General features: G+C 62.4%; 20 protein-coding genes. 11 read left to right on the top strand and 9 right to left on the bottom strand.

Going from position 1 to position 26037, the window contains the following annotated elements; genetic code table 11:
- Window positions 1-603: 603 nt before the first annotated feature.
- Window positions 604-924 (top strand): quaternary ammonium compound efflux SMR transporter SugE, encoded by a 321-nt coding sequence (gene sugE / locus WBP53_RS06550; protein ID WP_423927139.1) that lies wholly within the window; start codon window positions 604-606, stop codon window positions 922-924.
- A gap of 220 nt (window positions 925-1144) precedes the next feature.
- Here the strand turns inward: sugE and ubiA are convergent, their stop codons facing one another.
- From ubiA to WBP53_RS06520, 6 genes are all read right to left on the bottom strand, one after another.
- Window positions 1145-2521: a 4-hydroxybenzoate octaprenyltransferase gene (gene ubiA / locus WBP53_RS06545; protein WP_423927137.1), complete on the bottom strand. Its 1377-nt coding sequence runs from the start codon at window positions 2519-2521 to the stop codon at window positions 1145-1147.
- Window positions 2522-2615: 94 nt separating this feature from the next.
- Entirely contained in the window at window positions 2616-3299 is a 684-nt protein-coding gene (locus WBP53_RS06540) for a rhomboid family intramembrane serine protease (protein ID WP_423927135.1), read from the bottom strand.
- Between the two features lie 16 nt (window positions 3300-3315).
- Window positions 3316-4269 carry a general secretion pathway protein GspB gene (locus tag WBP53_RS06535; protein ID WP_423927133.1) on the bottom strand — a complete coding sequence of 318 codons (954 nt, stop codon included), beginning with the start codon at window positions 4267-4269 and terminating at the stop codon, window positions 3316-3318.
- A 14-nt stretch (window positions 4270-4283) separates the two neighbouring features.
- Window positions 4284-5882 (bottom strand): AAA family ATPase, encoded by a 1599-nt coding sequence (locus WBP53_RS06530; protein WP_423927131.1) that lies wholly within the window; start codon window positions 5880-5882, stop codon window positions 4284-4286.
- A 246-nt stretch (window positions 5883-6128) separates the two neighbouring features.
- Complete coding sequence (locus tag WBP53_RS06525; protein WP_423927129.1) at window positions 6129-6881, bottom strand: tetratricopeptide repeat protein; 753 nt, start codon at window positions 6879-6881, stop codon at window positions 6129-6131.
- A gap of 68 nt (window positions 6882-6949) precedes the next feature.
- Window positions 6950-7486, bottom strand: coding sequence for a GNAT family N-acetyltransferase (locus WBP53_RS06520; protein ID WP_423927127.1), 537 nt, complete (start codon window positions 7484-7486; stop codon window positions 6950-6952).
- A 651-nt stretch (window positions 7487-8137) separates the two neighbouring features.
- Between WBP53_RS06520 and WBP53_RS06515 the strand changes: the two genes are divergently transcribed.
- Window positions 8138-10123 carry an Ig-like domain-containing protein gene (locus WBP53_RS06515; protein WP_423927125.1) on the top strand — a complete coding sequence of 662 codons (1986 nt, stop codon included), beginning with the start codon at window positions 8138-8140 and terminating at the stop codon, window positions 10121-10123.
- 135 nt (window positions 10124-10258) lie between these two features.
- On the opposite strand, the gene WBP53_RS06510 is transcribed toward WBP53_RS06515, so the two are convergent.
- Window positions 10259-12301 carry a M3 family metallopeptidase gene (locus WBP53_RS06510; protein WP_423927123.1) on the bottom strand — a complete coding sequence of 681 codons (2043 nt, stop codon included), beginning with the start codon at window positions 12299-12301 and terminating at the stop codon, window positions 10259-10261.
- Between the two features lie 15 nt (window positions 12302-12316).
- Between WBP53_RS06510 and WBP53_RS06505 the strand changes: the two genes are divergently transcribed.
- On the top strand, window positions 12317-14134 hold the full coding sequence (locus WBP53_RS06505; protein ID WP_423927121.1) for a patatin-like phospholipase family protein: 1818 nt from the start codon (window positions 12317-12319) through the stop codon (window positions 14132-14134).
- A gap of 48 nt (window positions 14135-14182) precedes the next feature.
- Here WBP53_RS06505 and WBP53_RS06500 read toward each other — a convergent pair whose 3' ends face one another.
- The gene (locus WBP53_RS06500) at window positions 14183-16702 is read right to left on the bottom strand and encodes an EAL domain-containing protein (RefSeq protein WP_423927119.1); all 2520 of its coding nucleotides are present in this window, start codon (window positions 16700-16702) and stop codon (window positions 14183-14185) included.
- A gap of 439 nt (window positions 16703-17141) precedes the next feature.
- Here WBP53_RS06500 and hemB point away from each other — a divergent pair, with 439 nt between their 5' ends.
- From hemB to WBP53_RS06485, 3 genes are all read left to right on the top strand, one after another.
- On the top strand, window positions 17142-18134 hold the full coding sequence (gene hemB, locus WBP53_RS06495) for a porphobilinogen synthase (RefSeq protein WP_423927117.1): 993 nt from the start codon (window positions 17142-17144) through the stop codon (window positions 18132-18134).
- Window positions 18135-18253: 119 nt separating this feature from the next.
- The gene (aroE, locus tag WBP53_RS06490) at window positions 18254-19135 is read left to right on the top strand and encodes a shikimate dehydrogenase (protein ID WP_423927141.1); all 882 of its coding nucleotides are present in this window, start codon (window positions 18254-18256) and stop codon (window positions 19133-19135) included.
- Between the two features lie 24 nt (window positions 19136-19159).
- Window positions 19160-19429 (top strand): YkgJ family cysteine cluster protein, encoded by a 270-nt coding sequence (locus WBP53_RS06485; RefSeq protein WP_423927115.1) that lies wholly within the window; start codon window positions 19160-19162, stop codon window positions 19427-19429.
- 40 nt (window positions 19430-19469) lie between these two features.
- Here the strand turns inward: WBP53_RS06485 and WBP53_RS06480 are convergent, their stop codons facing one another.
- Window positions 19470-20000, bottom strand: coding sequence for a gamma carbonic anhydrase family protein (locus tag WBP53_RS06480; protein ID WP_423927113.1), 531 nt, complete (start codon window positions 19998-20000; stop codon window positions 19470-19472).
- Between the two features lie 179 nt (window positions 20001-20179).
- On the opposite strand from WBP53_RS06480, the gene WBP53_RS06475 reads away from it, so the two are divergent.
- The 5 genes from WBP53_RS06475 to WBP53_RS06455 form a co-directional block, all read left to right on the top strand.
- Window positions 20180-21589: a coniferyl aldehyde dehydrogenase gene (locus WBP53_RS06475; RefSeq protein ID WP_423927111.1), complete on the top strand. Its 1410-nt coding sequence runs from the start codon at window positions 20180-20182 to the stop codon at window positions 21587-21589.
- A gap of 126 nt (window positions 21590-21715) precedes the next feature.
- Window positions 21716-22438, top strand: a complete 723-nt coding sequence (locus WBP53_RS06470) for a hypothetical protein (protein WP_423927110.1) — start codon at window positions 21716-21718, stop codon at window positions 22436-22438.
- A 67-nt stretch (window positions 22439-22505) separates the two neighbouring features.
- On the top strand, window positions 22506-23354 hold the full coding sequence (locus WBP53_RS06465) for an NAD-dependent protein deacetylase (protein WP_423927108.1): 849 nt from the start codon (window positions 22506-22508) through the stop codon (window positions 23352-23354).
- 101 nt (window positions 23355-23455) lie between these two features.
- Window positions 23456-24787, top strand: coding sequence for a right-handed parallel beta-helix repeat-containing protein (locus tag WBP53_RS06460; RefSeq protein WP_423927106.1), 1332 nt, complete (start codon window positions 23456-23458; stop codon window positions 24785-24787).
- 54 nt (window positions 24788-24841) lie between these two features.
- Window positions 24842-26037: M20/M25/M40 family metallo-hydrolase (locus WBP53_RS06455; RefSeq protein ID WP_423927104.1), on the top strand; the 1196-nt coding region annotated here is incomplete at its 3' end.

Here is a 26037-nt window from a genome sequence, read left to right as displayed (position 1 = left end):
GCTGCAATGTCCTCGAGAAAATCGATGAGTCCGAATACGGAAAGTTTGGCTGGGTCATTGACCCCGAAGGAAACAAGATAGAACTTTGGGAACCGCCAGGCGGTCAATAACCGGGCAACCGGGTCTGAGCCTCGGCCTGGCGGGGCCGCGCATGAATGGAATAGCCCCGATCGAACCTCGCTATACGTCACGGCAACCATCCCGGGTTACAACGCAATCTCGGTCGAACGCAGGGAAATCCGCAGCGGAGTTGCATCAAGCCATCTGGCGGTGTTCGAGTTCGAAGGTGACAAGGCTTCCAGGATCATCGAGTACTGGAAGGAGAAAGCCCCCAGTCTCTTCCTGGAGGCTCGCAGCCTCCGCTGGCGGTAATCTGCAACAGATGGCCGCGGCTGGTCCATCGTGTCGGGTTTGCACAGCAGATCGTCGACTGCATTGCGTACGATGCGGTCGCCGAGTCACGAATTCGGCAATTCCTCCAGCACAGATTCGCGTTGTCCATCAGGCCGGCAAGAATGATCGCCTGCGCAGCAAAGCATCAGGGACGACCTTGATGTTCAATTCCACCGGTAGGGACGGCCCTGCACTGCATGGAGTCCTGTCATGAACTGGTTGTTGCTCATTGTTGCCGGTCTGTTTGAAGTCGTCTGGGCCATCGGCCTGAAGTACACCGAAGGCTTTACGCGACCCGGGCCATCGCTTATCACCCTTGGTGCGATGGCCATCAGCTTCTGGCTTCTCAGTATCGCCCTGCGCACGCTTCCGCTGGGTACTGCGTATGCCGTCTGGGTGGGTATCGGGGCGGTAGGTACCGCTGTTGCGGGGATCGTCCTGTTTCAGGAGGCAGCAACGCCTTTGAAGCTGGCCAGTCTGGTGCTTGTGATCGCTGGAATCGTCGGGCTCAAGCTGGCAAGCACCGCCTGATCGGCGAGCAGAGCCTGCGGACGGGCTCCGGGCGCGCCTACGACAGACGCTGATCCGGGAACCCCTGCGTGTTCTGCCGCTGGTGACTTGAGCCGTGGACAAGACGACGGCAGTTCGCTGATTGACCGCATCGTGCTTTGCGCAGCTTTATCGGCGACTGGATATCCGTCGCGGCTAGTCGATCTTCACCGAGGCTGCCTTGCGTTTCCGGATTCTTCGCTCAGCGAATCGCCAACGCCAGCAAGAGTCCGATCCACAGCACGCAACCGACCCAGTTGTTGTTGCGGAACGCGGCAAGGCAGGCTCCGCGCTCGCGATTGCGAATCAGCCATAGTTGCCGACCAAGCAGGCCGGCAGCCACGGCAAGGCTTGCGAAGAAGGGCCAGATCAGCTCAGCCCGGGTGCCAGCGAGGAGCATTGCGAACAGGAAGGTGCCCATGAGGATGCCGATGATCGGCACGTCGGCGTCACCGAACAGGATGGCCGTCGATTTGGCGCCCACGCGAATGTCATCGGCGCGGTCGACCATCGCGTATTCCGTGTCGTAATAGGTCGAGAACAGTACGTTGGCGAGGAACAGCAGCCAGGCCAGGGCCGGCACTTCGCCGGTCACGGCAGCAAAGGCCATCGGTATCGACCAGCCAAAGGCCGCACCAAGCACGACCTGGGCGAGATGGGTGTAGCGCTTGCTGAATGGATAGACCGCGGCAATTGCAGCGCCGACGAAGGACAACTGGATGGTGAGCGCGTTGGTGAACAACACCAGCATGAAGGCGAATGCGAGCAAGCCGGCAAACAACAGAATCGCCTCGCGCCTGGAAACCCGGCCAGCCGCCATCGGCCGTTCGCGCGTGCGTTCGACATGGGCATCCAGCCAGCCGTGATCGGCGTAGTCGTTGATGACACAACCTGCCGCACGCATCACGAAAACGCCAAGCGTGAAGATCAACAGCGTTCCGATCGGCGGGAAATCATTGGCCGCGAACCACAATCCCCACCAGGTCGGCCACAGCAGCAGCAGCGCACCGACGGGGCGATCCATGCGCATCAGGATCAGGTACTCGCGAATGCGACTGCGCCAGGGTTCCTTGATGCCACGAATCAGCAGTTCGATCACGCGCATCGAGCGCGTAGACGCATCGGCGGGATGAGCCCGGCCGGAGGCCGCGGCCACTTTGTCGCCCTTCTTTTTTCTTGCGGTCGGCTCAGGCCTGGGCTCCGGAATGGGCTCGGCGGCCCAGGGCGGCGGAGAAGCTGGCTGACTGGAGTTGCTCGCAGAAGCAGAACTGGCAAGTGGTGGATGATCGGAGCCGGCGGGCTTTCGGGTCGCCGACGCCGCACTTGGGCGAGTCGCATTGCTGCTGGCCGGTATTGAAGCTGCTGCCGGGCCTGCCGATCGACGAGGCGCAGATGGCTTCGCTGGCAATTCGGCACCGGATTTCGCGACGCGCACCGAATCTCCGGATTTGCCGGCAGCGCTGGCCGACTTTCGCGCCGCTGTCTTGCGTGCTGCCGGCTTTTCCGCCGACGCCGTGGTGGTTTTCCTGGGCGCAGCCTGGCGGCGGGGCGGGTCGGAGGGAGGTGGATCCTGGCTCATGGCTGCAGTGTAGTGGGCGTGGATGCAATCGACGAATTCGGACAACGCACCTGCGCTATCGATGAACGTGGTTTCGCTACGCGGGCCAAGCGGGCTACGCGCGGGCGCGCCGGGCTATGCCGGGCTTCCAGAGCAGGGCAAGCACGATGCCAAGGAAGAAGCCGGCGATATGTGTCCACCACGCAACAGCACCAAAAGCGGGGCCGACAAAGGTGAACAGGACCTGCAGCAAGGCCCAGAATCCGATCAGAAGGGAAGCCGGCACACGCACGAACTCGAGGAAGAATCCAAGCGGCAGTACCAGCCCCAGTCGGGCTCGCGGATACAGGGCGAGATAGGCGCCGACCACGCTGGAGACCGCGCCGCTGGAGCCGATGATTGGCGAGTTGGTTGCGGCCAGGGTCAATGCGCCGGCGAAATTGGCCAGCGCGCCGCCGAGGATGAACAACAGAAGGAACCGTCCGGCACCCAGCGCACGCTCGGCCGGCACGCCAAAAATCACGAGGAAGAGCAGGTTGGTGGTCAGGTGGATCCAGTCAGCGTGGATGAACAATGCCGTGACCAGACGCGCAAAGCGCAATTCCGTGAGCTGGGTAAGCCAGGGGACCTGGGTATCCAGCAGGGTCGTAGGCACCGTGCCCCACACCGTCAGCAATCTTCCGCGCCCTTCCGCAGGCTCGGAAGCAATCCACAGGAACATGACCACGCAAGCGGCCACAAGCAGGATGGTCGCCCATGGAGGCCGGGCGCGGCGGCGACTTTCCAGCTGAACGAACATGCGTCCCGGATCCGCCTCAGCGGCCGCCGCGCGGATACAGGAAGCGCTGGCCCTCGAAGTCGAAGACGACGCCATCACGACGTATCTCGATCAGCTTGAGGTCGCCGACCGCGTCTCCTTCCACCTGGCGGTCATCATTGATGATGACGAAACGCTGCGCTGGCTGGTCGGCGTAGACGTGCATGGTCAACCTGATCTCGGGAATCTCGCGTCGGGTTGCGTACGGCAGCTCCCAGATCAGCTGGATATCGGAAGCCGGGGCGACGGCGGGCGCTGTCGTTGCAGTCGACTGTGCTGCAGGTGCAGGTGCGGGTGCAGGTGCTGCAGGTACAGGTGCAGGTGCAGAAACGGCAGCAGCCGGTGTTGCCGCTGTATCGGCAACACTCTCGAGCTTGTCGGGATTGGTCTTGCCTGCAGCCGCAGCTTGCGCCATGGCCGCTGCGGCAGCGTTCTGTTCGGCTTGCGCATCATCGGCACCGGCAGCGGCTGCCGCCTGGGCGGGTTCGTCGATGGTGGCTGGCTGGCCCGGTTTTAGAAGTTGCGTATTCGGGACCACCACTTCACCTGATTTGACCTTCTCGCGCAGGTCAGGAGCGAGGCCACTGGTCGCGTCGGGTGGCACCTTGCTGCGAGGCTGGCGCGAGGCCGCCGTGCTTTGCGCAACCTCTCTGCGGGTGTCGGCGGGCGGTGTGGCCGAGGTGATCGGTGCGTCGTTGAACGTGGTTGAGTCCGTCGCAACAGGAGCAGGTGCCGTGGCGGCCACCGGGGGCGCTTGTGCCGGCACGACCGGGCCATCGGTGTCGCGCTTGAACCACCACAGGGCAATCAGGCCTAGCAGGATCAGGATGATCAACGCCGGCAGCATGCTGCGACGCCGGCTCACGGCCATGACCGGTGAACCCAGTGAAGGCGATTCGCCCAGGTGGCGCTGGCGCTCGGATTTTTTCAGTGCTTCAAGGATCAGCGACATGGTGCAGGCGGCGTCTATTTGATGTTTCGGATCAGGTGGGGGCCTGTTTCGTCCAGTGCGGACAAAGCAAACAGGGTTTCCGGGCCGATGATGCCATCAGCCTGGATTCCGTAGGCGAGCTGCAGCTTGCGCACGCGCTCTTCCATGTCGGTATCGAAATACGCCGGACCGCTTTCACCATCAGCGCCACCATCCAGCTGGCTCAAGCTCTGCTTGGCCCAGGCCACGGCCGGACCGGCATCGCCCACTCGTAGTGGACCGTTGATGGCAGTCGGAACACGCCAGATGGCAATGAAGTCACCAGACCAGAATCGACCCAGCGCCTCGCGCGGAAGTTCAATATTGTCACCGGCGAGGTCGACGCGGACACGCCCGGCACCCGCACCGAGCAGCAAGGCGTAGGCAGGTTTGCCGGCATCGTCGAGTATCAGGATTACCGGTCGATCGAAGCGCACTACCTGCTCCAGGGTTCCGCGTCCACGCAGACAGTGCAATCCGGCGGCAATGATCGATGGGCAGCGTGTTGCGGCGCGAACCGAGGCTTCGCTGGAACCCACCTGCCAGCGTGACAGAAGCGTGGTGGCGGCCGATAGCTCAGTCTCCGGCGCTTCGGCAAGGCGTGCAGCGAGCGTTGCGGCACCATCTTCCACGGGCGCAGGGATGCTGGCCGGCGGCGGTTCAACCTCGACAGCCTGTTGCGAATCCCGCTGTTGCATCCACAGGCCGGTGCCGATCAGCGCGAGCAAAAGCAGGGCAGCCACGACCCAGCGCGCATAGCGGCGCACCCAGTAGCGTGCGTGACCGGGCAGGGTTTCATCTGCAGACCGATCGACAAGACGTTCGCCGATACTTTGTTGTTCGCGGGCATAGCCGGCCATCAGGGCTCGATCCGCAATGACATTGATCAGGCGCGGAATGCCGCTGGAGCGTTGGTACAGGGCGCGCATTCCGAGTCGGGAGAACGGTGCACGCTGGCAACCGGCTACGGCCATGCGATGCTTCACATAGGCTTCGGTTTCAGCGGCATCAAGCGGTGTGAGGTGATAGCGCGCGGTGATGCGCTGGGCCAACTGGCGCAACTCGGGACGCATCAGCATGTCGCGCAATTCCGGCTGACCAAGCAGGATGATCTGGAGCAATTTCTGCGTCGGCGTTTCCAGATTGGTCAGCAGGCGGATCTGCTCAAGCGCATCCAGTGAAAGGTTTTGAGCCTCGTCCACGATCAGGACAATGCGCAGGCCCTGTGCGTAGGCATCAAGCAGATAGGTATTGAGAGTGTCGGTAAGACCCTTGAGGCTGCCACGCTTGCCGGCGATGTCGAGCTTCAGCTCTTCACAGACGGTCTCGATCATTTCGACCGGCGACAGCTTCGGGTTGAGCAGCAAGGCCACCTGGGTGTTGTCTGGCAATTGTTCGAGTAGCAGGCGGCTCAGGGTCGTCTTGCCCGTGCCCACTTCGCCGGTCAGCTGGACGAATCCACCGCTGCCGCCCTTGCCGACTCCGTAGAGCAGGTGTGCGAGCGCATCCCGGTGCCTTTCGGACAGGAAAACGTAGCGAGGATCCGGTGTTATCGAAAACGGGGCCTCGCGAAGGCCGTAATACTCAAGATACATATGCCTACTCTACCCGACCGCGTGGCAGGGATGCCGCTGGAGCGCAAAGAATGACGGTCACTGCACCTGTGCCAAGGAGGCGGGGTGATCGTGTCCGGCGCTGGGCTGACGCATCCTGGCGGCCCTCCCCCGGCTGCCGACGCGAGCCTTTCCTGCTGAACCTGTCCGATCGCGGTCCCGCGCCCCGATTTCGCTCCAAAACATCCGAAAATAAACGGGGTTTCGTTGCCGGTACTGCGTTTCCGGCTATCCGGCCGATGTCGTTCGGGCCCGTTTGAGCTGGCGAATCCAGGGCTTGTTCAGTTTTCGCGACCCCGGCGGCATGCGCTGGACATGCTCCAGGGACTCCGCAACCAGCTTCGCCGCCGCCTCATGCTCACCCCACTCGTTGAGGATGTCGACATAGCGGGCGCGAGCCTCGATACCGGCAAAACTGCCCAACAGGGAATCGAATTCCCGCTGTGCCCGACCGCGATCGCCCGCTGCAGCCACGGCTCGCGCGTGAACAAGGCGCCCGTCGGATGACTTGAAATCAGGTTGTTTGGCCTGCAGCGCATCAAGCAGTTCACGGGCTTCGGCGGCTTGGCCGTCGTCGAGCAGGGCACGAGCCAGCTTGACCTGAAGGTCGGCATCGTCACTGTTCAGGCCAGTCAGGGCCTCACGATAGGCCTGGATGGCATCGGCATGCCGCTCTTCTGCCTGCAGCGCATCGGCCAGGCGTTCGCGGTTGGCGACTGTCGGAGTGCGCTCAAGTTCGATTCGCGCTTCACGCAGCTCGCGACCAGGATTCAGCGTCTCGCGCAGGCCGCGCGCAACCTTGCGACCGCCGTGCGAGCGGCTGACATCAGGGATGAACACCACCAACGCGTAGATCAGGCTGCCGAAAAGCGGTGCCAGGAAAAGCACGAGCAACCAGTAGCGCTCCTGACCGGTACGCAGTGCATGCACGGCAAACAGGATGGCAATGATGACGTGTAGGCCAACACCGAGGATCGGCACGCAGAGTCTCCAGGAATTCGAAGGTAGACCGCGCAGTTTCGTTTCGACGAGCCGGTCTGTCCAGACACTCAGGTCGGTGCGTTCCAGGCGAACAGGCGCAGATCTTCGTCATCCATCTGGATACGTCGCTCGAATGTCAGGCCAATGCGTTCCAGCAGGCGGGCCGAAGCGGGATTGTCCAGTGAGGTGATCGCAACGATTCGGCGCAGGCAAAAGCGCTGACGTGCGGCATCCATGACCGTACTCGCGGCTTCAAGCGCAAAGCCCTTGCCACGCCAGGCAGGCAGGAACGCATAGCCAATGTCCACTGCATCCAGTTCCTCGCGCCGCGCCAGCCCGCAAATGCCAATTCGCTGGTAAGTGTCGCGATGCACTACGCACCAGAATCCAAAGCCATGCTGGCGGTAACTTGGCATCGAGCCTGCCGCGATGTACTGGCGCGCATCATCGAGCGTCCTGACTCCGCGGTCGCCGATATTGCGCACGAAGTCCTCGTCGTTGAGGAGTTCAAGCATGAAGTCCGCGTCATCCAGGCCGAGCTCGCGCAGGTCAAGACGCTCACTGTGGAGGACAGGAGACTGCTGGTCGGATAGGGCGCTCTGCACAGGCTGCATCGTTATCTAGATGAACCGGTCGGTCAAGGCAGTGTGTTTGGAGCGCACTTCCACCTTCTGGATGGGACTGGGTTCTGACGATGACGCATCGCGTCGGATTCGGCCAATGTTGCTACTGAAACTATTCGCGACAGCTCGCAGGGGAGGGTGATGCTCGCGTTGTGCAGACTCAGTAGTGCGACCCTCATCACGAAATGGAACATCGAAAGTGCCCTGCAAGGCGAGAACAGATTTCGCTACGGCCACATGAAGATTGCAAAGAAGTATGACGAGTCCACAAGGAACGACTTTTCTCCATCTGAAGCATGTACAAACAGATACAGGAATCGGGACCGCCATTTTTTTGCTGGCACGATTCACGCATCAGAAATTACTGCCCGGAAGAACGATGCTTCGGGAGAGGACTGCCAACACCGGACCCCGGATGGGTCTGGTTTGGTGATCTGGGGACTTTTCCGATCGCACCCGTCACTTGCCAGTCCTTTTCCGGGCTTGTCGGGGCTGGCGTACAGCGAGAGGGAATTTCACATGAACGCGAAAGCACCATCAACCAAAAATACGGCTGCATCGCCAAGGTCTCGATCAAGCATTGACTCCCCGCGGATTCGACTCAGAAACCTGCTCATGATGGTGGCGGTGGGCATGGGAGTAGCGGTCGTCGGAATGGCCAGCGCTGCGGTTCAACCTGCTGCGTCGGTCAACGTCCCGAATGGCGATTTTTCCGATTCCAACAACGAGGGATCGATCGGCGGTGGCGTTGCCGGAGGAAGCGGCGCAGCACAGATTGGTAGCGGACCCTGGAGTGGAACGTACTCCGGTATTGCCACGCTGCTCGCACCACCCACGCTGTCCATCGGCAGTGGACGAGCGCAAATCGGTGGCCTGCTTGGCGTCAGCGTGGGCGGAATCTTCAACAACGAAGGCCGCATACGCCAGGACACCGGCATCGCCTGGCAACCCAACCGGCGCTACGCACTGCAAGCGGACATTGATGTCGGGGCGGTACTCGCGGTAAATGTGCTGACCAGTGGCAACGCTGGCATCGCGCTGGCAACCGGCAACAGCAAGGCGTCGCGACTCGCCAGCAGTACGGCTGGATCCGCCACGATAAGCTTGCTCAGTGGCACTACCTATCGAGTCAGTCTCGAATACCAGACCGGTGCCAGCGTCAGTGGAACCATTTTCGTGCACCTGTTTGGCGAACCCACCGGATTGGTCACGGCGAACCTGTTCTCCACGATTGGTTTTGACAATGTAGGTTTGGACACCTATCTGCTCACCCAAGTCCCGAACTCGATTGTTCCTGCCAATCCCGGTCCCTATTCGGCGGTGGTTTCCCAGGTGGTCAGCCCGAGCATCGGAATCAGCGTCAAAGATGCGCTTGGCGATCCGATCCCCGGTGTCAGTGTCAGTTTCGATGTGCCTGCAACGGGTGCCAGCGCAACCGTCGTGCCGAACCCGGCAGTCACCGACGCCAACGGTATTGCCCAGGTCGTGACGACAGCCAACACAGTGGCCGGCGCCTATCAGATCACGGCAACGGTCAGCGGTGGGCCTACGCCCGTCGTACTGGACCTCACCAATCTTGCCGGCGCACCAGCCAGCATTGGCCCCATCACTGGCGGTGGGCAGAGTGCAGGCCCTGGCGAAGGTTTCGGCAGCCCGATCGTATTCCAGGTGGTCGATCAGTTCGGCAATCCGGTCAGTGGTGTGGAAGTGACCTTCATACCGCCGACAAGTGGCGCGAGCTCGAGCTTCAGTCCGAACCCGGCAACCACCGACGCCAACGGCAACGTATCGGTAACGGCAACCGCGAACACGATCGCGGGAACCTACGATGTTGAAGTCAGTATCCCGGGCATCACCCCGAACACCAGCTTCGAGCTGACCAATTTGCCCGGACCGGCTGCCGCGATCGGCAACCTGAGTGGATCGGGCCAGGGAGCGGTCACCAGCACGGCATTTTCCAGTCCGCTTGGCTTGCAGGTGCAGGATGCGTTCGGCAATGCGGTCAGCGGCGTAGCGGCTACCTTTACCGCACCCGGAGCGGGCGCGAGCGCCGTGCTCAGCCCGGTGGTTGTCAGCAGCGGCACGGATGGTTTCCTGAGCACCAACGCAACGGCCAATGGAATCGCCGGCGAGTACGCAGTTTCGGTCAGCCTGGCCGGGCTTGGAACAGTGGGCTCTTTCAACCTGACCAACTTGCTGGATCCGTCAATAGGTCCCGGCGGGGTCAGCGAGCCGAATCAGAATTCGGCGATAGGAATGCCGTTCGACTGCGTGCTGATGCTCGAAGTCACAGATGGCAGTGGCACTCCGGTGAGCGGACTGACCGTGGATTTCGTGGCACCAACTTCCGGCGCTTCGGCCACGCTGATCCGCGGCGCGGCGAGCGGAACAAATCTGCAGATCACGACCGACCCGGATGGCCTGGCCTGGGTCGAAGCGGTTGCGAACGGAATCGAGGGCGTCTACACCGTTGGTGCCCAGCTCAGATACTCGCTGGCTGCGCCGGTCGAGTTCACCCTGCGCAATCTGGCAGCCAACGACCCGGTCTTCAGCAGCGGATTCGACGGGGGCTGCGTGGCCGCTGTCGGAGTCCTTGAAGTGGATGTAGCGGCTCAATAACCAGACAGGATGCACGGGCCAGGGACGGCCCGATCCGCTAGCCGGATCCGTGCATCATCGATTTCGCAGCCTCGGCGCAGGGATCCTCGTCCGGCTGCAGTGGCGAGCGAGGTCGCTGCGCCACTGGCATGGAACTCAGGCGGCAACACCGTAACTGCGCAGCAGCGCATCCGGCGTTGGCTCGCGGCCGCGGAATTCGACAAAGGATTCCAGTGCCGGACGTGACCCGCCAACGGCGAGCACGGCCTTGCGCCACGCTTCGCCAACTTCGCGGTTGAAGACGCCCTCCTGTTCAAAACGTTCGAAGGCATCAGCCGAAAGCACTTCAGCCCAAAGATAGCTGTAGTAGCCGGCGCCATAACCTCCTGCAAAGATATGCGTGAAGGCATGCGGAAAGCGATGCCACTCCGGCGGTGCCAACACCGAGACCTCGCGACGCACCTCCTCCAGCAGTTCCAGGGTGCGTGCACCCCGTGCCGGATCAAACTCGCGATGCAGGCGGAAATCGAACAGGCCGAACTCGAGCTGGCGCACGAGAAACAGGCCGGACTGGAAATTGCGTGCCCGCTGCATACGCTCGAACAGCGCATCAGGCAGGCGCTCGCCGGTCTGCCAATGTCGTGCGATCAGATCAAGGCCCTCGCGCTTCCAGGCGAAATTCTCCATGAACTGACTCGGCAGCTCGACGGCGTCCCATTCGACACCGCTGATGCCGGATACACCTGAATAATCGACTTCAGTCAGCATGTGATGCAGGCCGTGGCCGAACTCGTGGAACAGGGTGATGACGTCGTCATGAGTCAACAGCGAAGGACGATCCGGCGTGGGCGGCGCGAAATTGCAGACCAGGTAGGCAACGGGCAACTGCAGTGCATCCTCGCTGCGGATTCGTGAAGTACATACGTCCATCCATGCGCCGCCGCGCTTGCCGGTGCGCGCATACAGGTCAATGTAGGCGCCAGCAAAAACCTTCCCACTGGCGTCGAGCAGGTCGAAATAGCGCGCATCCTCGTGCCAGACCTCGACGTTCGCGCGCTCGCGCACGCTGACGCCAAGAACACGATTGATCACGGCGAACAGACCGTCGAGGACCGCCGGCAACGGGAAGTAGGGCTTGAGCTCCTCTTCATTCAGCGCGTATTTCCTTTCGCGCAACTTCTCCGCGGCGTAGCCGGCATCCCAGGGTTGCAGGTCATCGATGCCGAGCTGCGTGCGCGAAAACTCGCGCAACTCGGCAAGGTCGGCTTCAGCCATCGGTCGCGCCTTGGCAACCAGGTCACGCAAGAACTCGATCACGCCCTCCGCTGAAGGTGCCATCTTTGTCGCCAGGGATTCGTCGGCCGTATTGGCGAAGCCGAGCAGTTGCGCGGACTCGTGACGCAAGGCCAGGATCCTTTCGATGCGCGGCGTGTTGTCGAAGCGGCCCTGGTCGGACTGATCGGAGGCCCGGGTGCCGTAGGCGCGATAGACGCGTGCGCGCAGTTCGCGGTCATCGGCATAGGTCAGCACAGCCTGCACGCTGGGTTGCTTGAGGGTAACCAGCCAGCCATCGAGATCCTTTTCCTTCGCATACGCGCGCAGCACTGCACGACCCGATTCGGGGATGCCTGTCAGGTCGGCTTCATCGGTGAGGTGCTCCGTCCACGCATCGGTGGCATCGAGGACGGCTTCTTCGAACTCGGTCGAGAGCTTTGCCAGCTCACTGGAGATATCGCGAAAGCGCGATCGCGCCGGCTCCTCCAGTGCGACTCCGGCCAACTCGAAATCGCGCAGATCGTGCTCGACCAGGGTGCGGGCGGGACGCGGCAGCGTGGCAAATTCCTTCGACTCGCTGACGGATTTGACCGCCGCATACAGTTCGCGGTTCTGGCCGAGTGCAGTCTGGAACGCAACGATCTTGTCCTGTGCAGCCGAATAGGCTTCGCGCAAAGCCTCGGAATCCTTCACGCCGTGCAGATGGCTGACCGGCGACCAGGCTCGCGAAAGGCGATCGTCCAGCGCTTCACATCGCTGCATGACATTGGCGAACGTGCGCGCCTCGTCATTGGAGAGCATGGCGTCAATGCCGGACTGGTAGTCGGCGAGGATCGTGTCGATGGCGGGCTCGATGTGTTCGGGCCTGATCGCGGAGAAATGGGGCAGCGGCGAATTTTCCAGCAATGGATTGGTCATGGGCATTCTCGTGGTCGATCCGTGAACTTGGAGCGTGGATGGCGCAAAATCAAGCGCATCGACACTTTCGATGTGGACATCATGGAAAGCGAAACTGGCCGCGACACCCTCGAGATCCTGCGTGCGTTGCCTCTTTTCCGGCATCTGGACGACGCCGCCCTGGCCGAGCTCGGTCGCGAACTGACCTGGTTTGCCCTGCCTGGCGGCGCCTCCCTGTTCGAGCAGGGGGATGCCAGTGACGCATTCTTCGTGCTTAAAAGCGGCAGCGTTGGCGCGTTCCGCAACGATGCCAACGGCCAGCCCCGCCTGATCGGTGTCGTTGCCGCGGGCGAAACGGTGGGCGAAGTCGGACTTATCGTAGACATGCCGCGCAGCGCCAGCGTGCGTGCATTGCGGGATTCGGAGCTGTTGCGCCTGTCACGCGAAGATTTCGAGCGACTGGTCAATCATCATCCGAAAGCGATGCTGGCGATGGCGCGGATTGCCGTGCGCCGCCATTCGAGCGCCGATGAAGAGGGCGTCAGCTCGGTACCGCGCACGTTCGCCGTATTGCGACATGATGCCGGGGTTGATGTGCATGGCTTTGCCGACGAGTTCGTCAAGATGCTCGGCGCCTTCGGCACCTGCACGGTGATCGACGGACAGACGGGCCGTGGGCATCTGAGCAGCTGGTTCAACGAGATTGAATCTCGCACGCGATTCGTCGTCTATGTCGCCGATGCCGACGACAACTGGCAGGCCTTGTGCGTACGCCAGGCGGATTGCCTGCTGCTGCTCGCCAACGCTGCCGATTCGCCACAAGCGTGGCCGGCCAGCGCATGTGCGGACGCATCTACTGCGTTGTCCAGGCCACGCCACCTGATCCTGCTCCACCCCGCAACGCTCATCGATGGCGCAGCACGGCGCTGGCTCGACAAGACACCGGGCATTCCACACCATCATGTGCGTGACGCGCATGATGTTCGTCGCATCGCCCGCTTGTTGACCGGCCGCAGCATCAACCTGGTCCTCTCCGGCGGGGGCGCGCGCGGCTTTACCCAGATCGGTATCGTGCGAGCCTTGCGCGAAGCCGGCATGGAGATCGATTGCGTCGGCGGCACCAGCATCGGTGCGATCATTGGCGCAGGCGTTGCGCTGGAATGGTCCGATGAGGAGATGTTCGAGAATTTCCGGCAGAGTTTCGTGGTCGGTCGGCCACTTACGGACTACACCTTGCCGCTGGTTGCGCTGACGCGCGGACGCCGCGTGTCACGCCTGCTGCGCGAGCAATACGGCGCACGTGATGTCACCGACATGCCGCTACCGTATTTTTGCTGCTCGTCCAATCTCAGCACGGGACAACTGGTGACGCATCGCGACGGACCGCTCTGGCTCTGGCTGCGCGCTTCAAGTGCGATACCGGGCGTGTTGCCGCCGGTTTGCCACCATGGCCAGGTCTACGTCGACGGCGCCGTCATAAACAACCTGCCCACCGACATCATGCACGCCTCGCAGCCCGGCACGATCGCCGCTGTCGACATCGGTGCCGATGACGCACTGCACACGACCATCGAAGAGTTCTACACGCCACCGATCTGGAAACTGCTGTTCGAATTCGGACGCGGCCAGCGACCCGGCATATTCGATGTGCTGATCCGCTCGGGCATGGTCAACGCCGAGATGGCCAGCGACGAGCGCCGCCAGCTAGCCAGCCTGCTGTTCGAGCCACCCGTGCGCGAGATCGGCCTGCTCAACTGGAAGGCCTATGAATATGCAGTCGAAAGCGGATACCAGTACGCCTCGCGCCTCATTGATACCCAGCACGAACGCTTGCATGGAGAAATGACGCAACGATTCTGATCACGCTGATCGTGAATCGACTCCGCCGAGATGCTGGTCAGGGAAATCTCAGTTGAGCGCCATCAGCTTGTCGAAATCGACGCGCTTGAGCAGGCGTGCTTCACCGAGACGCTTGCCCTGGAGGTAATCGACACCGGCATTGCACAGGGCCTGCAAGGTTTCTTCGCTGTCGACTTCGCCGGCGATCACGCGCATTTCCAGTGATCGGGCCAACCCGGTTATCGACTTGACCAGGTGCAGATCGCCGCTGTCGGTGGCGACGCGCTGCACGACGCTGCGCTCGATGCGCACGAAATCACCCGGCCGCCGTTGCGAATGCAGGAACGGCAACAGGCCCGTTTCGGCATCGGTGCCATTGAGCACGAAACGGCAACCAATCGCGCGCAGGCGTGCAATGAAGTGCAGCGCTGCAGGCAGGTTGGCCAGCTCCGGGCTATCACTGATTTCGAGAATCAGGCGTTCGGCTGGCACGCCCGTGGAGACAATCGACTTTTCAATAGCGGCCAGTGATTCCGGATCGGCTACGGTGGCCGGCGACAGGCGCGCGATCATGCCGACCGGCGCATGTCGGGCGCGTTCGTTGGCCAGGTGCATGAGCAGGCCATTGATCACCCACAAGTCGATGCGCTGGACCATGCCGACACGTTCGGCCAGGGGAATGAACGCGCGGGGCAGGATCAGTTGGCCATCCTTGCCGACCATGCGCAGTTGAACGGCGAACAGTGGATCTTCCTTGTTGCGCCCGAGTTGCCAGCCAGCGCCTTCGTCCGACGCATTTGCTTCGGAAGACAGGCTGGCGGTTGCCACGACCGGCTGCACTAGAATGACGAAGCGAGCCTGCTCAAGCGCCAGGCGCAGGCGTTCGCTCGGCGCGCTGACCGCTGCCGGCACCTGCTTGGCGACCGGCGCACCTGATGGTTCGCGCCGTTCGGCCGCGGCAGGACTGGTTCCGGCTGCCGCGCGGGCCCGTTCGAGGGCTTCGTCCGCTGTTGCCGTACGCGTAGTCAGCAATTCCGCGCCAATGCGGGCGTGCACCTTGTGTTGCACTTCGCCAACCGTGTAGTCGCGCTCTGCCAGAAGCTGCTCGAAGCTTTCGGCCAGCACCTTGATGTTGTCGACCTGGACGCTGCTGAGCAGGAGCAGGAAGCTGTCACCCTCACCACGCGCGAGCACATCACCTTCACGCAGGCGATGGGCCAGGGCATGGGCGACCGTGCGCAGCAATTCGTCTCCGCGGGGTGGCGAGCGTTCGTCGTCGCGATCCACTTCGATATGGATCAGCGCGGAGTAGCCACCGCGGTCGCGCAGCCGAACGAGTTCGCCGATCAGGCGCTGGCGCAGGTGCCGCGCATTCGGCAGCCCGGTAAGAGGGTCGTGGCTGAGCTCCCAGCGCAGGCGTTCGGCGGTCCGTCGTTCAGCGATATCGCGAAATACCACGACTGCCCCCTGGGCCTTTCGATTGGTGGCCAGCGGCAACACCGTGTACTCGACCGGCACACCGCTGCCATCGCGTCGCCGGAACATGGTCTCGACGTGATGCACCGCAGTGCCCTCACTGTAGGCGCGGCTCAGCGGAGAGCTGCGGGCGGCCTCCTGCGGATGCACGGCGGCTTGCGCGAGCAGGCCGATCAGGTCGTTGTCATCGCCGTAGCCAAGCAGCCGCAGGCCGGTCGGGTTGACGAAGCTGATGCGTCCTTCGGAATCAACGCCGAACACACCGTCACCTACCGAGCCGAGAATGCCATCGAGCTGCTCGCGATCAACATCAGCGGACCGTTTCATTTCGATGGTGCGTGCCAGCGTGCGCACGCGGGCCAGGAACAACTCGCGCGCCTCGTTCTTGAACATGCACTCGCTGGCGCCGGCCTGCAGGCAGCGGCGGATGATGTCCTCGCGATAGCTGCCGGTAATCACGGCCAGGATCGGAGGGTCTTCGCGCTCACTCAGTTGCCGGCACAACTCGTCACCGCTGCCGTCCGGCAGGAAGTAGTCGACGACAACCAGGTCGTAGGGGTTTTCGTTCGCCAGTGCGATCGCCTCGGCAATGGAGGCAGCGACATCGACCGCATAGCCGTTTCGATCAAGCAGGTCGCTATAGGCCTGACAGACACTTTTCGAGTCGTCCACGAACAGGATGCGCACGCGCTCGCCAGGTTCCGGCGCGCCGCTTTCGATGCCCATCTCGTCTGGAGCAAGCTCGACCACGCAGGACGGGATGCGGCTGAACTGGGACCAGAGCAGGAAGCGGCCGCGCATCGTGGCGGCGGCCCAGGCGCGGATTTCCGCGGTTTCCTCGTGGGCGATCAACAATGTTGCCGGCGCATCGGGCGCATTTCGCGCGTACTCGAGCAAGGCCCGGTATTCGCGTGTCGGTCTTGCCGGTGCGCCGACGATGGCCAGCGAGTAGGGCAACTCCTTGGCATTGGTATTGCCGATACGGCGCAAGTGGTCGTGGGCTTCAAGGTAGTTGCCGATTTCGGCACGCACAGGCAACGAGGCGGCCGCAAGGGTCCGCCGCAGGAGATGGCTCAGGGTGGTCGACCGCTCGACTAGCAGGATTCCGCTCAAGGGGGCCTCTTCTGTACGTTGAATACAATGCGCCGGAAGCTCGCGCCGCTACTCCCGCGCGACCAGAACCGTGACGCTCCCGGTAGCTGGAACCCGGTAGTCAGGCGACGGGAATCCCGGGATTGGCATCGAGTTTCGATCCATGGGCAATGGCCATTGTCGAGTCTGCATGGAACCGCCATGCATTCGCTCCGGCAGGCACCGCTCATGACGACAATGCAACTCCGCCGCCCGTTCATCGTGTCGCCTGCGCTCCCATCCTCCCCCTGCGCATGCGCTTCCATAAGACCAGCACGCGTTTCGCAATGCAAGACCGCCGTCAATCCGTTCAGGATGGTGCGTCGGTGCCACCCGTGTTCGTGCAGCCGGAAAGCCGTGTACGGGTTCGGCATCCAGCCATATTCATTACACTGGGGCCAAAGCAACCTGTGAGCAGCCCATGACCTACCCACACACCCGTCTTCGTCGGATGCGACGCGATCCGTTTTCCCGCGCGCTGATGCGCGAGACCCGACTCGATGTCAGCGACCTGATCATGGTTGCCTTTGTCATCGATGGCAGCGACCGGCGAGAAGCCGTACCGTCGATGCCCGGTGTAGAGCGCCTGTCGCTAGATCACCTGCTGACACTGGCCGACGAGTGCGTGGCGCTCGGCATTCCGGCCCTGGCCCTGTTTCCCTCGGTGGATGTGTCACTCAAGAGCGAGGATGCCAGTGAGGCCTGGAACCCGCAGGCACTGTTCCAGCGTGCAGCGCGTGCGCTAAAGGCACGTCATCCCGGGCTCGGCCTGATTGGTGACGTCGCCCTGGACCCCTACACCACGCATGGCCAGGATGGACTCATCGATGCGGACGGGTACGTGGTCAATGACACCACCCTCGCAGCCCTGGTGCGCATGTCTCTGGCCCAGGCCGAAGCCGGATTCGACATTCTGGCACCCTCGGACATGATGGACGGACGCATCGGTGCGATTCGCGAAGCTTTGGAGGATGCCGGGCTGGTCAATACGCGCATTCTTTCCTACTCGGCCAAATATGCATCCGCATTCTATGGCCCATTTCGCGATGCGGTTGGGTCGTCGGGCAATCTCGGCAAGGGTGACAAGCACACCTACCAGATGGATATCGGCAACAGCGATGAAGCCCTGCGCGAAGTCGAACTGGATATAGGCGAGGGTGCCGACATGGTCATGGTCAAGCCCGGCTTGCCGTATCTGGATGTCGTGCGAAGGGTCAAGGACCATTTCGGCATGCCGACCTTCGTCTATCAGGTCAGTGGCGAGTACGCGATGCTCAAGGCTGCCTCACAGAACGGCTGGCTGGACGAGCGCAGCGTCGTGCTTGAATCACTGGTCGCGATGAAGCGTGCGGGCGCGGACGCGATCCTGACCTACTTCGCTCTTGATGCGGCGCGCTGGTTGCGTGCAGATTAGGCGCGGACGCAGTAGTCTGGACATCGGCAGCCGGGGCTGCTGATCGGGGACTCTCCCACAGGACGTGTGCAGCGAGAGCGGGCCACTGGCCCGACTACAATCGGAGTCAGGCCATGCAGATGATCGAAGAAGAATCCGTTTCGACGCACCACCAGGGCGATGGCCCCGGACAGTTCGCCGTGTTCGGCCAACCGATCTCGCACTCGCTTTCACCGCGAATTCACGCAGCCTTTGCTCGCGATCTTTCCATCGCACTCGAATACCGGGCCATCGAATCCTCGGCAGAAGGCTTCGTGGGTGCACTTGCCGCATTCGCTGATCGAGGTGGTCTCGGCGCCAATGTCACTCACCCGCTGAAGCAGATCGCCGCGCGCCTTTGTCTTTCGGTAAGCGAACGCGCTCGCCAGGCCGACAGCGTCAACACGCTAGTCCGGCGCGGCGAAGGCTGGCATGGCGAAAGCACGGATGGCGTGGGCCTGGTCCGCGACATCACAGGCCGCCACGGCCTGTATGTGCGTGGCCGACGCACCTTGCTGCTGGGCGCCGGTGGTGCTGCGCGGGCTGTTGCGTTCGCCCTGCTTGATGCCGGCATTTCGGAATTGACCATTGCCAATCGAACGCCCGAGCGTGCCGACGCACTGGCTGATTCAATCGGAAAACCGGAAGTCGTGCACACACGCTACTGGAACGACCTGGGTCAGTGGGGTGCGTTCGATCTCATCATCAATGCAACTTCGGCCGGTCATTGCAGGATGTCCCTGGCCTTGCCGCCATCCCTGCTTGCTCCGCGTGCAATCTGCTACGACCTTTCCTATGGCCATGCATCATTCGGCTTCCTGGCCTGGGCACGCAGCGCTGGTGCCAATCACGCCATCGACGGATTGGGCATGCTGGTCGAACAGGCCGCCGAGGCTTTCGAGGTCTGGCATGGCCGACGACCGGATGCCGATGCCGTATACGCCGAATTGCGAGCCTATCTGCCCGGCGACGCCGAGGACTGATGGCATGACGCTTTCAGCTCGTTGATGGATTGCAGGAGCGGCTGTGGCGCGTGTTGCATAGCGCCATCCATAACAACAGCGATCCCTGGCATGCCCAACGGCAAGCCGGCAGGGGTACGCTGCGTGCAACTCACGCCCGCGAATGCCTGCGCCTTGTTTGGCCATCCCGAGCGCCCTGCCGTCTGTCGGCAATTGCGTCCCGAGCCGGCGATGTGTGGCAGCGATGCCAGCGAAGCCATGCACTATCTCGATCAGCTTGAACAACTGACGAGCCCGTCTCCCGCAACCGTCTGAGATTCTTTTCCCGGGTCGCGGCAAGATCAACGGTCCTCGCTCAGGCAGAGAGATACTCGTTCTTCAGGCGCACGTAGTTTTGCGCCGAGTAGTAGAGCTTCTCGATCTCCCCGTCGCTCAACTTGCGCACGAAACGCGCCGGGTTGCCCAGCCAGAGTTCGCCTTCGCCCATCACCTTGCCAGGGCTCAGCATGGCGCCGGCACCCAGCATGCAGTGCTTGCCGACATGCGCCCCATCGAGAACGGTCGCATTCATGCCAATCAGGCAGGCGTCGCCGATGCTGCAGGCGTGCACGATTGCGCCATGCCCCACGGTGACATCGGTGCCGATCAGCAATGGCACGCCACCTGGCGTGTAGGGGCCGTCATGAGTCACATGCAATACCGCGCCATCCTGGATATTGCTGCGCGCCCCGATCCTGATCGTGTTCACGTCGCCACGCGCCACGGCGCAGGGCCAGATCGATGCGTCCTCGCCGAATTCGACTTGCCCAATGACCACGGCATCGGGATCGATATAGACGCCGGGACCGATCTGGGGCGAGATGCCTTGATAACTGCGAATGCTCATGTGAACGGGCTGCTTGGAGGAAGCCGGAAACTTAGCATGCAATCCGGGCAGGGTTTCGCCCCGAGCGCACGGCGGGCGGCGACATGCGCGGCCGCCATACCTGCGTTTCGCGCCGCGCGCCGAAGCTTTTCCGGCCAGGGTTGTGACGCGCATGGACATTTGGGCGTTAGACTGAGGCCATGCAAAACGGTGAACCGACGGACCTGAACGCGCTGCTTGAGCGCCAACGAGCTGCCTGGCGGGCGAACGAGCCCAGCCCGGCGCAAAGACTGCGCGATCTTGGCCGTCTTCGCGAAGCCTTGCGTCGCCGTTTTGATGAGCTTTCGGCTGCGATGAGTGCGGACTTCGGCCGCCGCTCGCATCACGAGAGCCTGCTCACCGACGGCATGACGGTCCTCCATGAGATCGACCACATGCGCAAGCATCTGACGCGCTGGTCGCGTCCGCGCCACCGCCTCGCCGATGCGATGTTCTGGCCGGCGCGCACGGAGGTCCAGTACCGTCCGCTAGGCGTCGTCGGCATCATTTCGCCCTGGAACTACCCGGTCAACCTGGCCCTGATTCCGCTGGTGTCGGCGATAGCCGCCGGCAATCACGTGATGCTCAAGCCGTCCGAGCACACGCCGCGCACATCGGCCCTGTTGGCCGAATTGCTGGCTGAAGTGTTTCCCGAGGAGCGTGTGTCCACCGTCCTCGGTGATGCCGATGTGGCCGCGCAATTCGCCGGCTTGCCGTTCGACCATCTGTTTTTCACCGGCTCGACAGCCGTGGGGCGCAAGGTCATGGCCGCCGCCGCACCCAACCTCACGCCGGTCACTCTGGAGCTGGGGGGCAAATCACCTGCCATCGTGGCGCCGGGCTATCCGGTTGAAACCGCAGCACAACGCATTGCAGCCGGAAAATTCCTCAACGCCGGGCAAACCTGCATCGCGCCCGATTACGTGTTCGTTCCGAACGACCAGCGCGAGGCGTTTGTGGGTGAATTGCGCGCCTATGTGGCACGCCACTATCCCCAGCTCAGGGACACGCCCGACTACACCAGCATCGTCAATGACAGCCACTACCAGCGCCTGCAGGCCCTGGTGGAGGAGGCGCGCGAAGCCGGAACGCGCATCGAGGTATTGCCTGATACGTCCGCCCATGACACCGAGCGACGCATTTTCGCGCCCACGGTCATCCTGGATCCCGGACATGGCCTGCGTGTAATGCAGGAGGAGATCTTTGGCCCGATCCTGCCGGTGATCGGCTATGAACGCATTGAAGAGGCGCTGGAATTCGTCAGCAGCCGACCGCGCCCGCTGGCCTTCTATCATTTCGACCGCGACCGCCGACGCATCCGGCAGGTCCTGCGATCCACCCTGGCTGGCGGTGTCACCGTCAATGACTGTGTCATCCACATCGCCCAGAGCGAGCTGCCGTTCGGGGGCGTGGGCGCCTCTGGAATGGGGCACTACCACGGCCACGCCGGGTTCCTGACCTTTTCCAAGCAAATGCCCGTGATGTTCCAGGCGCGCTGGTCGTCGCTGTCCCTGCTGCGACCGCCCTACACCAGGCTGGCCGACTTCATCACCCGGCTGATGACCCGCTGAGTCTTTGCTCCAGTTGATGGGGCTTCAGGCGCGCGTCGCTAAGATCCTGCACTCCCGAAAACAGGAACTTGGCGTCAGGCTTGCATGCAAACCTGTACCCGTACGCCACCAGCACGGCAAAACCCGATGAACAAGAAGTCCGAATACATTCCAGCGCGCCGCAATGCGCCCGAGTCGGAGTCAGCGTTAGCCAGTCGGATAAGCCGGCACCTGCTGGACCTGCTCTCCAACGTGCCCAAGACCAGCGAAACGCGCGACAGTAATACCGATGCCCGCGTACGCGCCCTGACCTCGGCTGCCTCCAACAAGGCGGCGCTTGCGGCTGGCACCCTGGCATTGCCGCCGGGACCGCTGGGCTGGCTGACCATCATTCCCGAGCTGATCGCGATCTGGCGTATCCAGGCGCAGCTGGTCGCCGATCTTTCGGGCGCCTACGGCGTAAATGCGCGCCTGAATCGCGAACAGATGATGTACTGCCTGTTCCGCCATGCCGCTGCGCAGGCCGTACGTGACCTTGTGGTTCAGGTTGGAGGTCGGTTGATCTCGCAGGATGTGCCAATTCGCGTGATCGAGCGTGTCGCCCAGGCAATCGGCTTTCGCGTCACCAAGCGCCTGGTCGGCGGCGGCATCTCGCGCTGGTTGCCGTTGATCGGCGCCGTCGGCGTGGGTGCTTACGCCTGGTACGACACACGTCAGGTGGCACGCACCGCGATTCGTCTGTTCGGAGGCGGGCCGACCACGGTCGACGCCGTACTCGATGCGATGGACGAAGAGGACGCACGTTCAGCCCGGCAGCCGGCAGCAGTGGATCCGGTCGTGGAAATCGAGCCGGCGCGTCGTCGGGCCTGATCCGCAGGTCGAATAGTAGTCCGCCACCCATCGACGCCAGTGCTGCCGTCGGCGGTATGCTGTGCCGATGCACACGCTAGCGGAGTTCATTGCCCGGCACGATCGCCTTTTTATCCTGACCGGCGCCGGATGCAGCACCGATTCCGGAATCCCCGATTACCGCGATGCCGAGGGCGACTGGAAACGTACGCCACCGGTCACATTGCAAGCCTTTGTCAGCGACGAGGCCACGCGCCGCCGCTACTGGGCGCGCAGCATGCTCGGCTGGAACCGTTTCGGTCGAGCGCAACCGAACAAGGTCCACCATGCCCTGGTCCAACTGGAGCGTCGCGGACAGCAGCAAGTCCTGCTGACCCAGAACGTGGATCGCCTGCACCAGTTGTCGGGCAGCCGCAACGTGATCGACCTGCATGGACGCATGGATGTGGTGCGCTGCATGGACTGCGAGGCACGCAGCGAGCGCGAATGGCTGCAGCAGGAATTGCTCGCACGCAACCCGGACTGGGGAAGTGTCGAGTCGCGACCGGCCCCCGATGGTGATGCTGATCTGGATCTCGCGGATTTTTCCGGATTCGATGTGCCTGGCTGCACACACTGCGGCGGCATGCTGAAACCCGATGTGGTGTTCTTTGGCGAGAACGTTCCGCGCGAGCGTGTAGAAACTGCGGTCGCTCACCTTGAGCAGGCAGACGCGATGCTCGTGGTTGGCTCATCCCTCATGGTCTATTCGGGCTTCCGGTTTGCCCGCATGGCCGCGGCCCAGGGCAAGCCGATTGCTGCAGTCAATCTCGGTCGAACGCGGGCGGACGAACTGCTTTCGTTGAAGGTCGTGCAGGGCTGCGCCGCCGCTCTGGCCTTCCTGCTGGAAGGCTCGGTGTCGAGCGGGAACGCCATGGCCTGCCGCGCAACAGGTTGATGCGTCGCGAACAGGCGCACGGAATGTCGCCCTCGCCAGGGCAAGAATATCTGTCAGTGCGAGCCTCCGTAGAAACGTACCCATGGATCAGGAGTCACTTGGTGAAACCTTCGTCGTCGGGATGCGCGCTTGTGCTGCTCCTGCTGCTTTTCGGCAGAATGGCCAGCGCCGCGATCATCGAAATCACACCGGCCGACAACTACCGCAGCGCCATGCAGAACCTGGTTGCGGGCGATACGCTGATCCTGCATGGCGGCAGCTATCCGCTATCGAGCTATTTCGAGTTGACCCTCAACGGTACGGTCCAGGCGCCGATCACGATCCGTGCGGCAGTCGGCGAGAATCCAGTGATCTCCTATGTCAACGCTAGCCAGAACATCGTCAATATCCGCAACTCGTCGCATCTGGTCATTGATGGCATCGAGTTCACGGGCGGTTCGCGTGGCATTCGCCTGACAGCGTCCTCGGACATCACGATCCAGAACTGCCACGTACATCACACGGCGGCCAATGCCATCAGCGCCAACGATGTTGGTAGCGTGTATGCGCGCCTGACCTTTGTGCACAACGAGATCGACCATGCTGGTGGCACTGCCGAGGGGTTCTATCTGGGATGCAACAACGACGATTGCCGCATCCACGATTCCCTGATCGCGAACAACTACATCCATCACCTCAATGGCGCGGGGGTCACGCAAGGCGATGGCATCGAGATCAAGGCCGGCAGCTACGCCAACATCGTGCGCGACAATGTCATCCACGACACCCGATATCCGGGAATCACGCTGTACCACACCAACGGCAATGGCGCGCCGAATCTGATCGAGCGCAATGTTGTCTGGGCCAGTGGTGACAACGGCATCCAGGTCACCGCCGACGCCATCGTGCGCAACAACATTGTCTTGAGTGCGGTGGCACATGGCATCGGTATCCACGGCTCGCAGGGAGGCAGCGTGGGCAATTTGAGCATCATCAACAACACCGTGCTCAAGGCCAGCGGCGATGCGCTGCACATCAACGACATCACCGGCAGCGTGCTGATCGCCAACAATGCGCTATACGCCCAGAGTGGCCGCGCCGTCTATGCAGATGGCACGACCAGCCTGGTGACGATGTCGGCCAATGTCGGCACCGGATCGCTGGATGGCGTCGGCAGCGGCTTCAATGCCAGCGGAAACATCACGACCGATTTTGCGTCGGCCAACTACACCGGTGCACCACCCATGGACCTGGTGCCAACGGCGGGCTTGCTGGTTGCAACTGCGAACGCAGCAACTCTTGCACAGGATGATTTCAATGCCGTGCCGCGCACACCGCAGTTTGACGTCGGCGCCTACCGAAGCGCAGTCGCTGGCAATTCCGGTTGGCCGTTGCAGGCCGGATTCAAGGAGCAGCCGATCCTGTTTGCCGATGGTTTCGACGGCATGCGCTGATTGACCGGGTATATATTGGCGGTTCCGGATTGCCGGTCACGGAGCGCGCGCCGCATGAAAATACTGATCTCCATTCTGATTCTTGCAGGCCTTGCCGTGGAAGCCGGTGCGGCTCCTGCCGATCCCGCCACGCGTGCGGAAGCGCGCGACGTGTTCGAAAAATCGATCGCGTTCAAGACTTCCGAAGGGCTGGGACAGGTGCCGGCCTATGCGGCGTATCTGGCGAAGAAGCTGGAGGCAGGTGGCATCCCGGCCGAAGATATCAAGATTCTTCCGGTCGGCGAGACGGCATCGCTGGTCGCGCGCTATCGGGGTGACGGCAGTGGCGGCAAGCCAATTGTCCTGCTCGCGCACATGGATGTTGTAACGGCCAATCCGGCCGACTGGGAGCGTGATCCATTCACCCTGATCGAGGAGAACGGCTACTTCTTTGGCCGTGGCACGTCGGACATCAAGGCTGATGTTTCCCTCATCGTGGCTACCTTCCTGCGCCTGAAGCGCGAAGGCTTCGTGCCAAACCGGGACCTGATCATTGCCTTCACCGGTGACGAGGAGTCACACCAGCTCACCACCGCCGATCTCGTCGAGAACCATCGTGACCTGGTCGATGCGGAGTTCGCGCTCAACGGTGACGGTGGCGGCGGCGTACTCGCCGAAGACACCGGCAAGGCGAAGGTCTACTACTTGCAGGGCGCCGAGAAGACATCGGCGACCTATTCGATCACGGCACACAATCCGGGCGGCCACAGTTCCGAGCCGCGAGTCGAGAATGCAATCTACGATCTTGCCGATGCGCTCAAGGCTGTGCAGGCATTCCGCTTTCCGGTGCAATCCAATGAATGGACCCTGGCCAGTCTGGCCGCGTCCGGCGCAAATACGCCAGGTCCACTTGGCGAGGCCATGACCCGGTTCGCGGCCAACCCGAAAGATACAGAAGCCGCTGAGGTGCTGGCGACGCAGCCGTCCTATGTCGGGCGCACCCGGACCACTTGCATCGCGACCATGCTCAATGGCGGGCACGCAGAGAATGCCTTGCCACAGTCGGCCACCGCGCTGGTCAATTGCCGGATTTTCCCAGGCACGACGATTGAGGTGGTCAAGGCCGAGTTGCAGCGCGTGGTCGGCAACAAGGTCGATGTGGAGATTGCCGAGCGCACTCTCGATGCCGTGGCCTCTCCGCTGCGCGAGGACATCCAGTCAGCCGTCAGCAAGGCCGTGCACGCCAACCATCCGGATACGCCGATCGTTCC

Source organism: Dokdonella sp., assembly GCF_049593775.1.
Classification (GTDB): domain Bacteria; phylum Pseudomonadota; class Gammaproteobacteria; order Xanthomonadales; family Rhodanobacteraceae; genus Dokdonella.
Note: the sequence above shows the minus strand (reverse complement) of the source record. Positions and strands in the feature narration are given on the sequence as shown.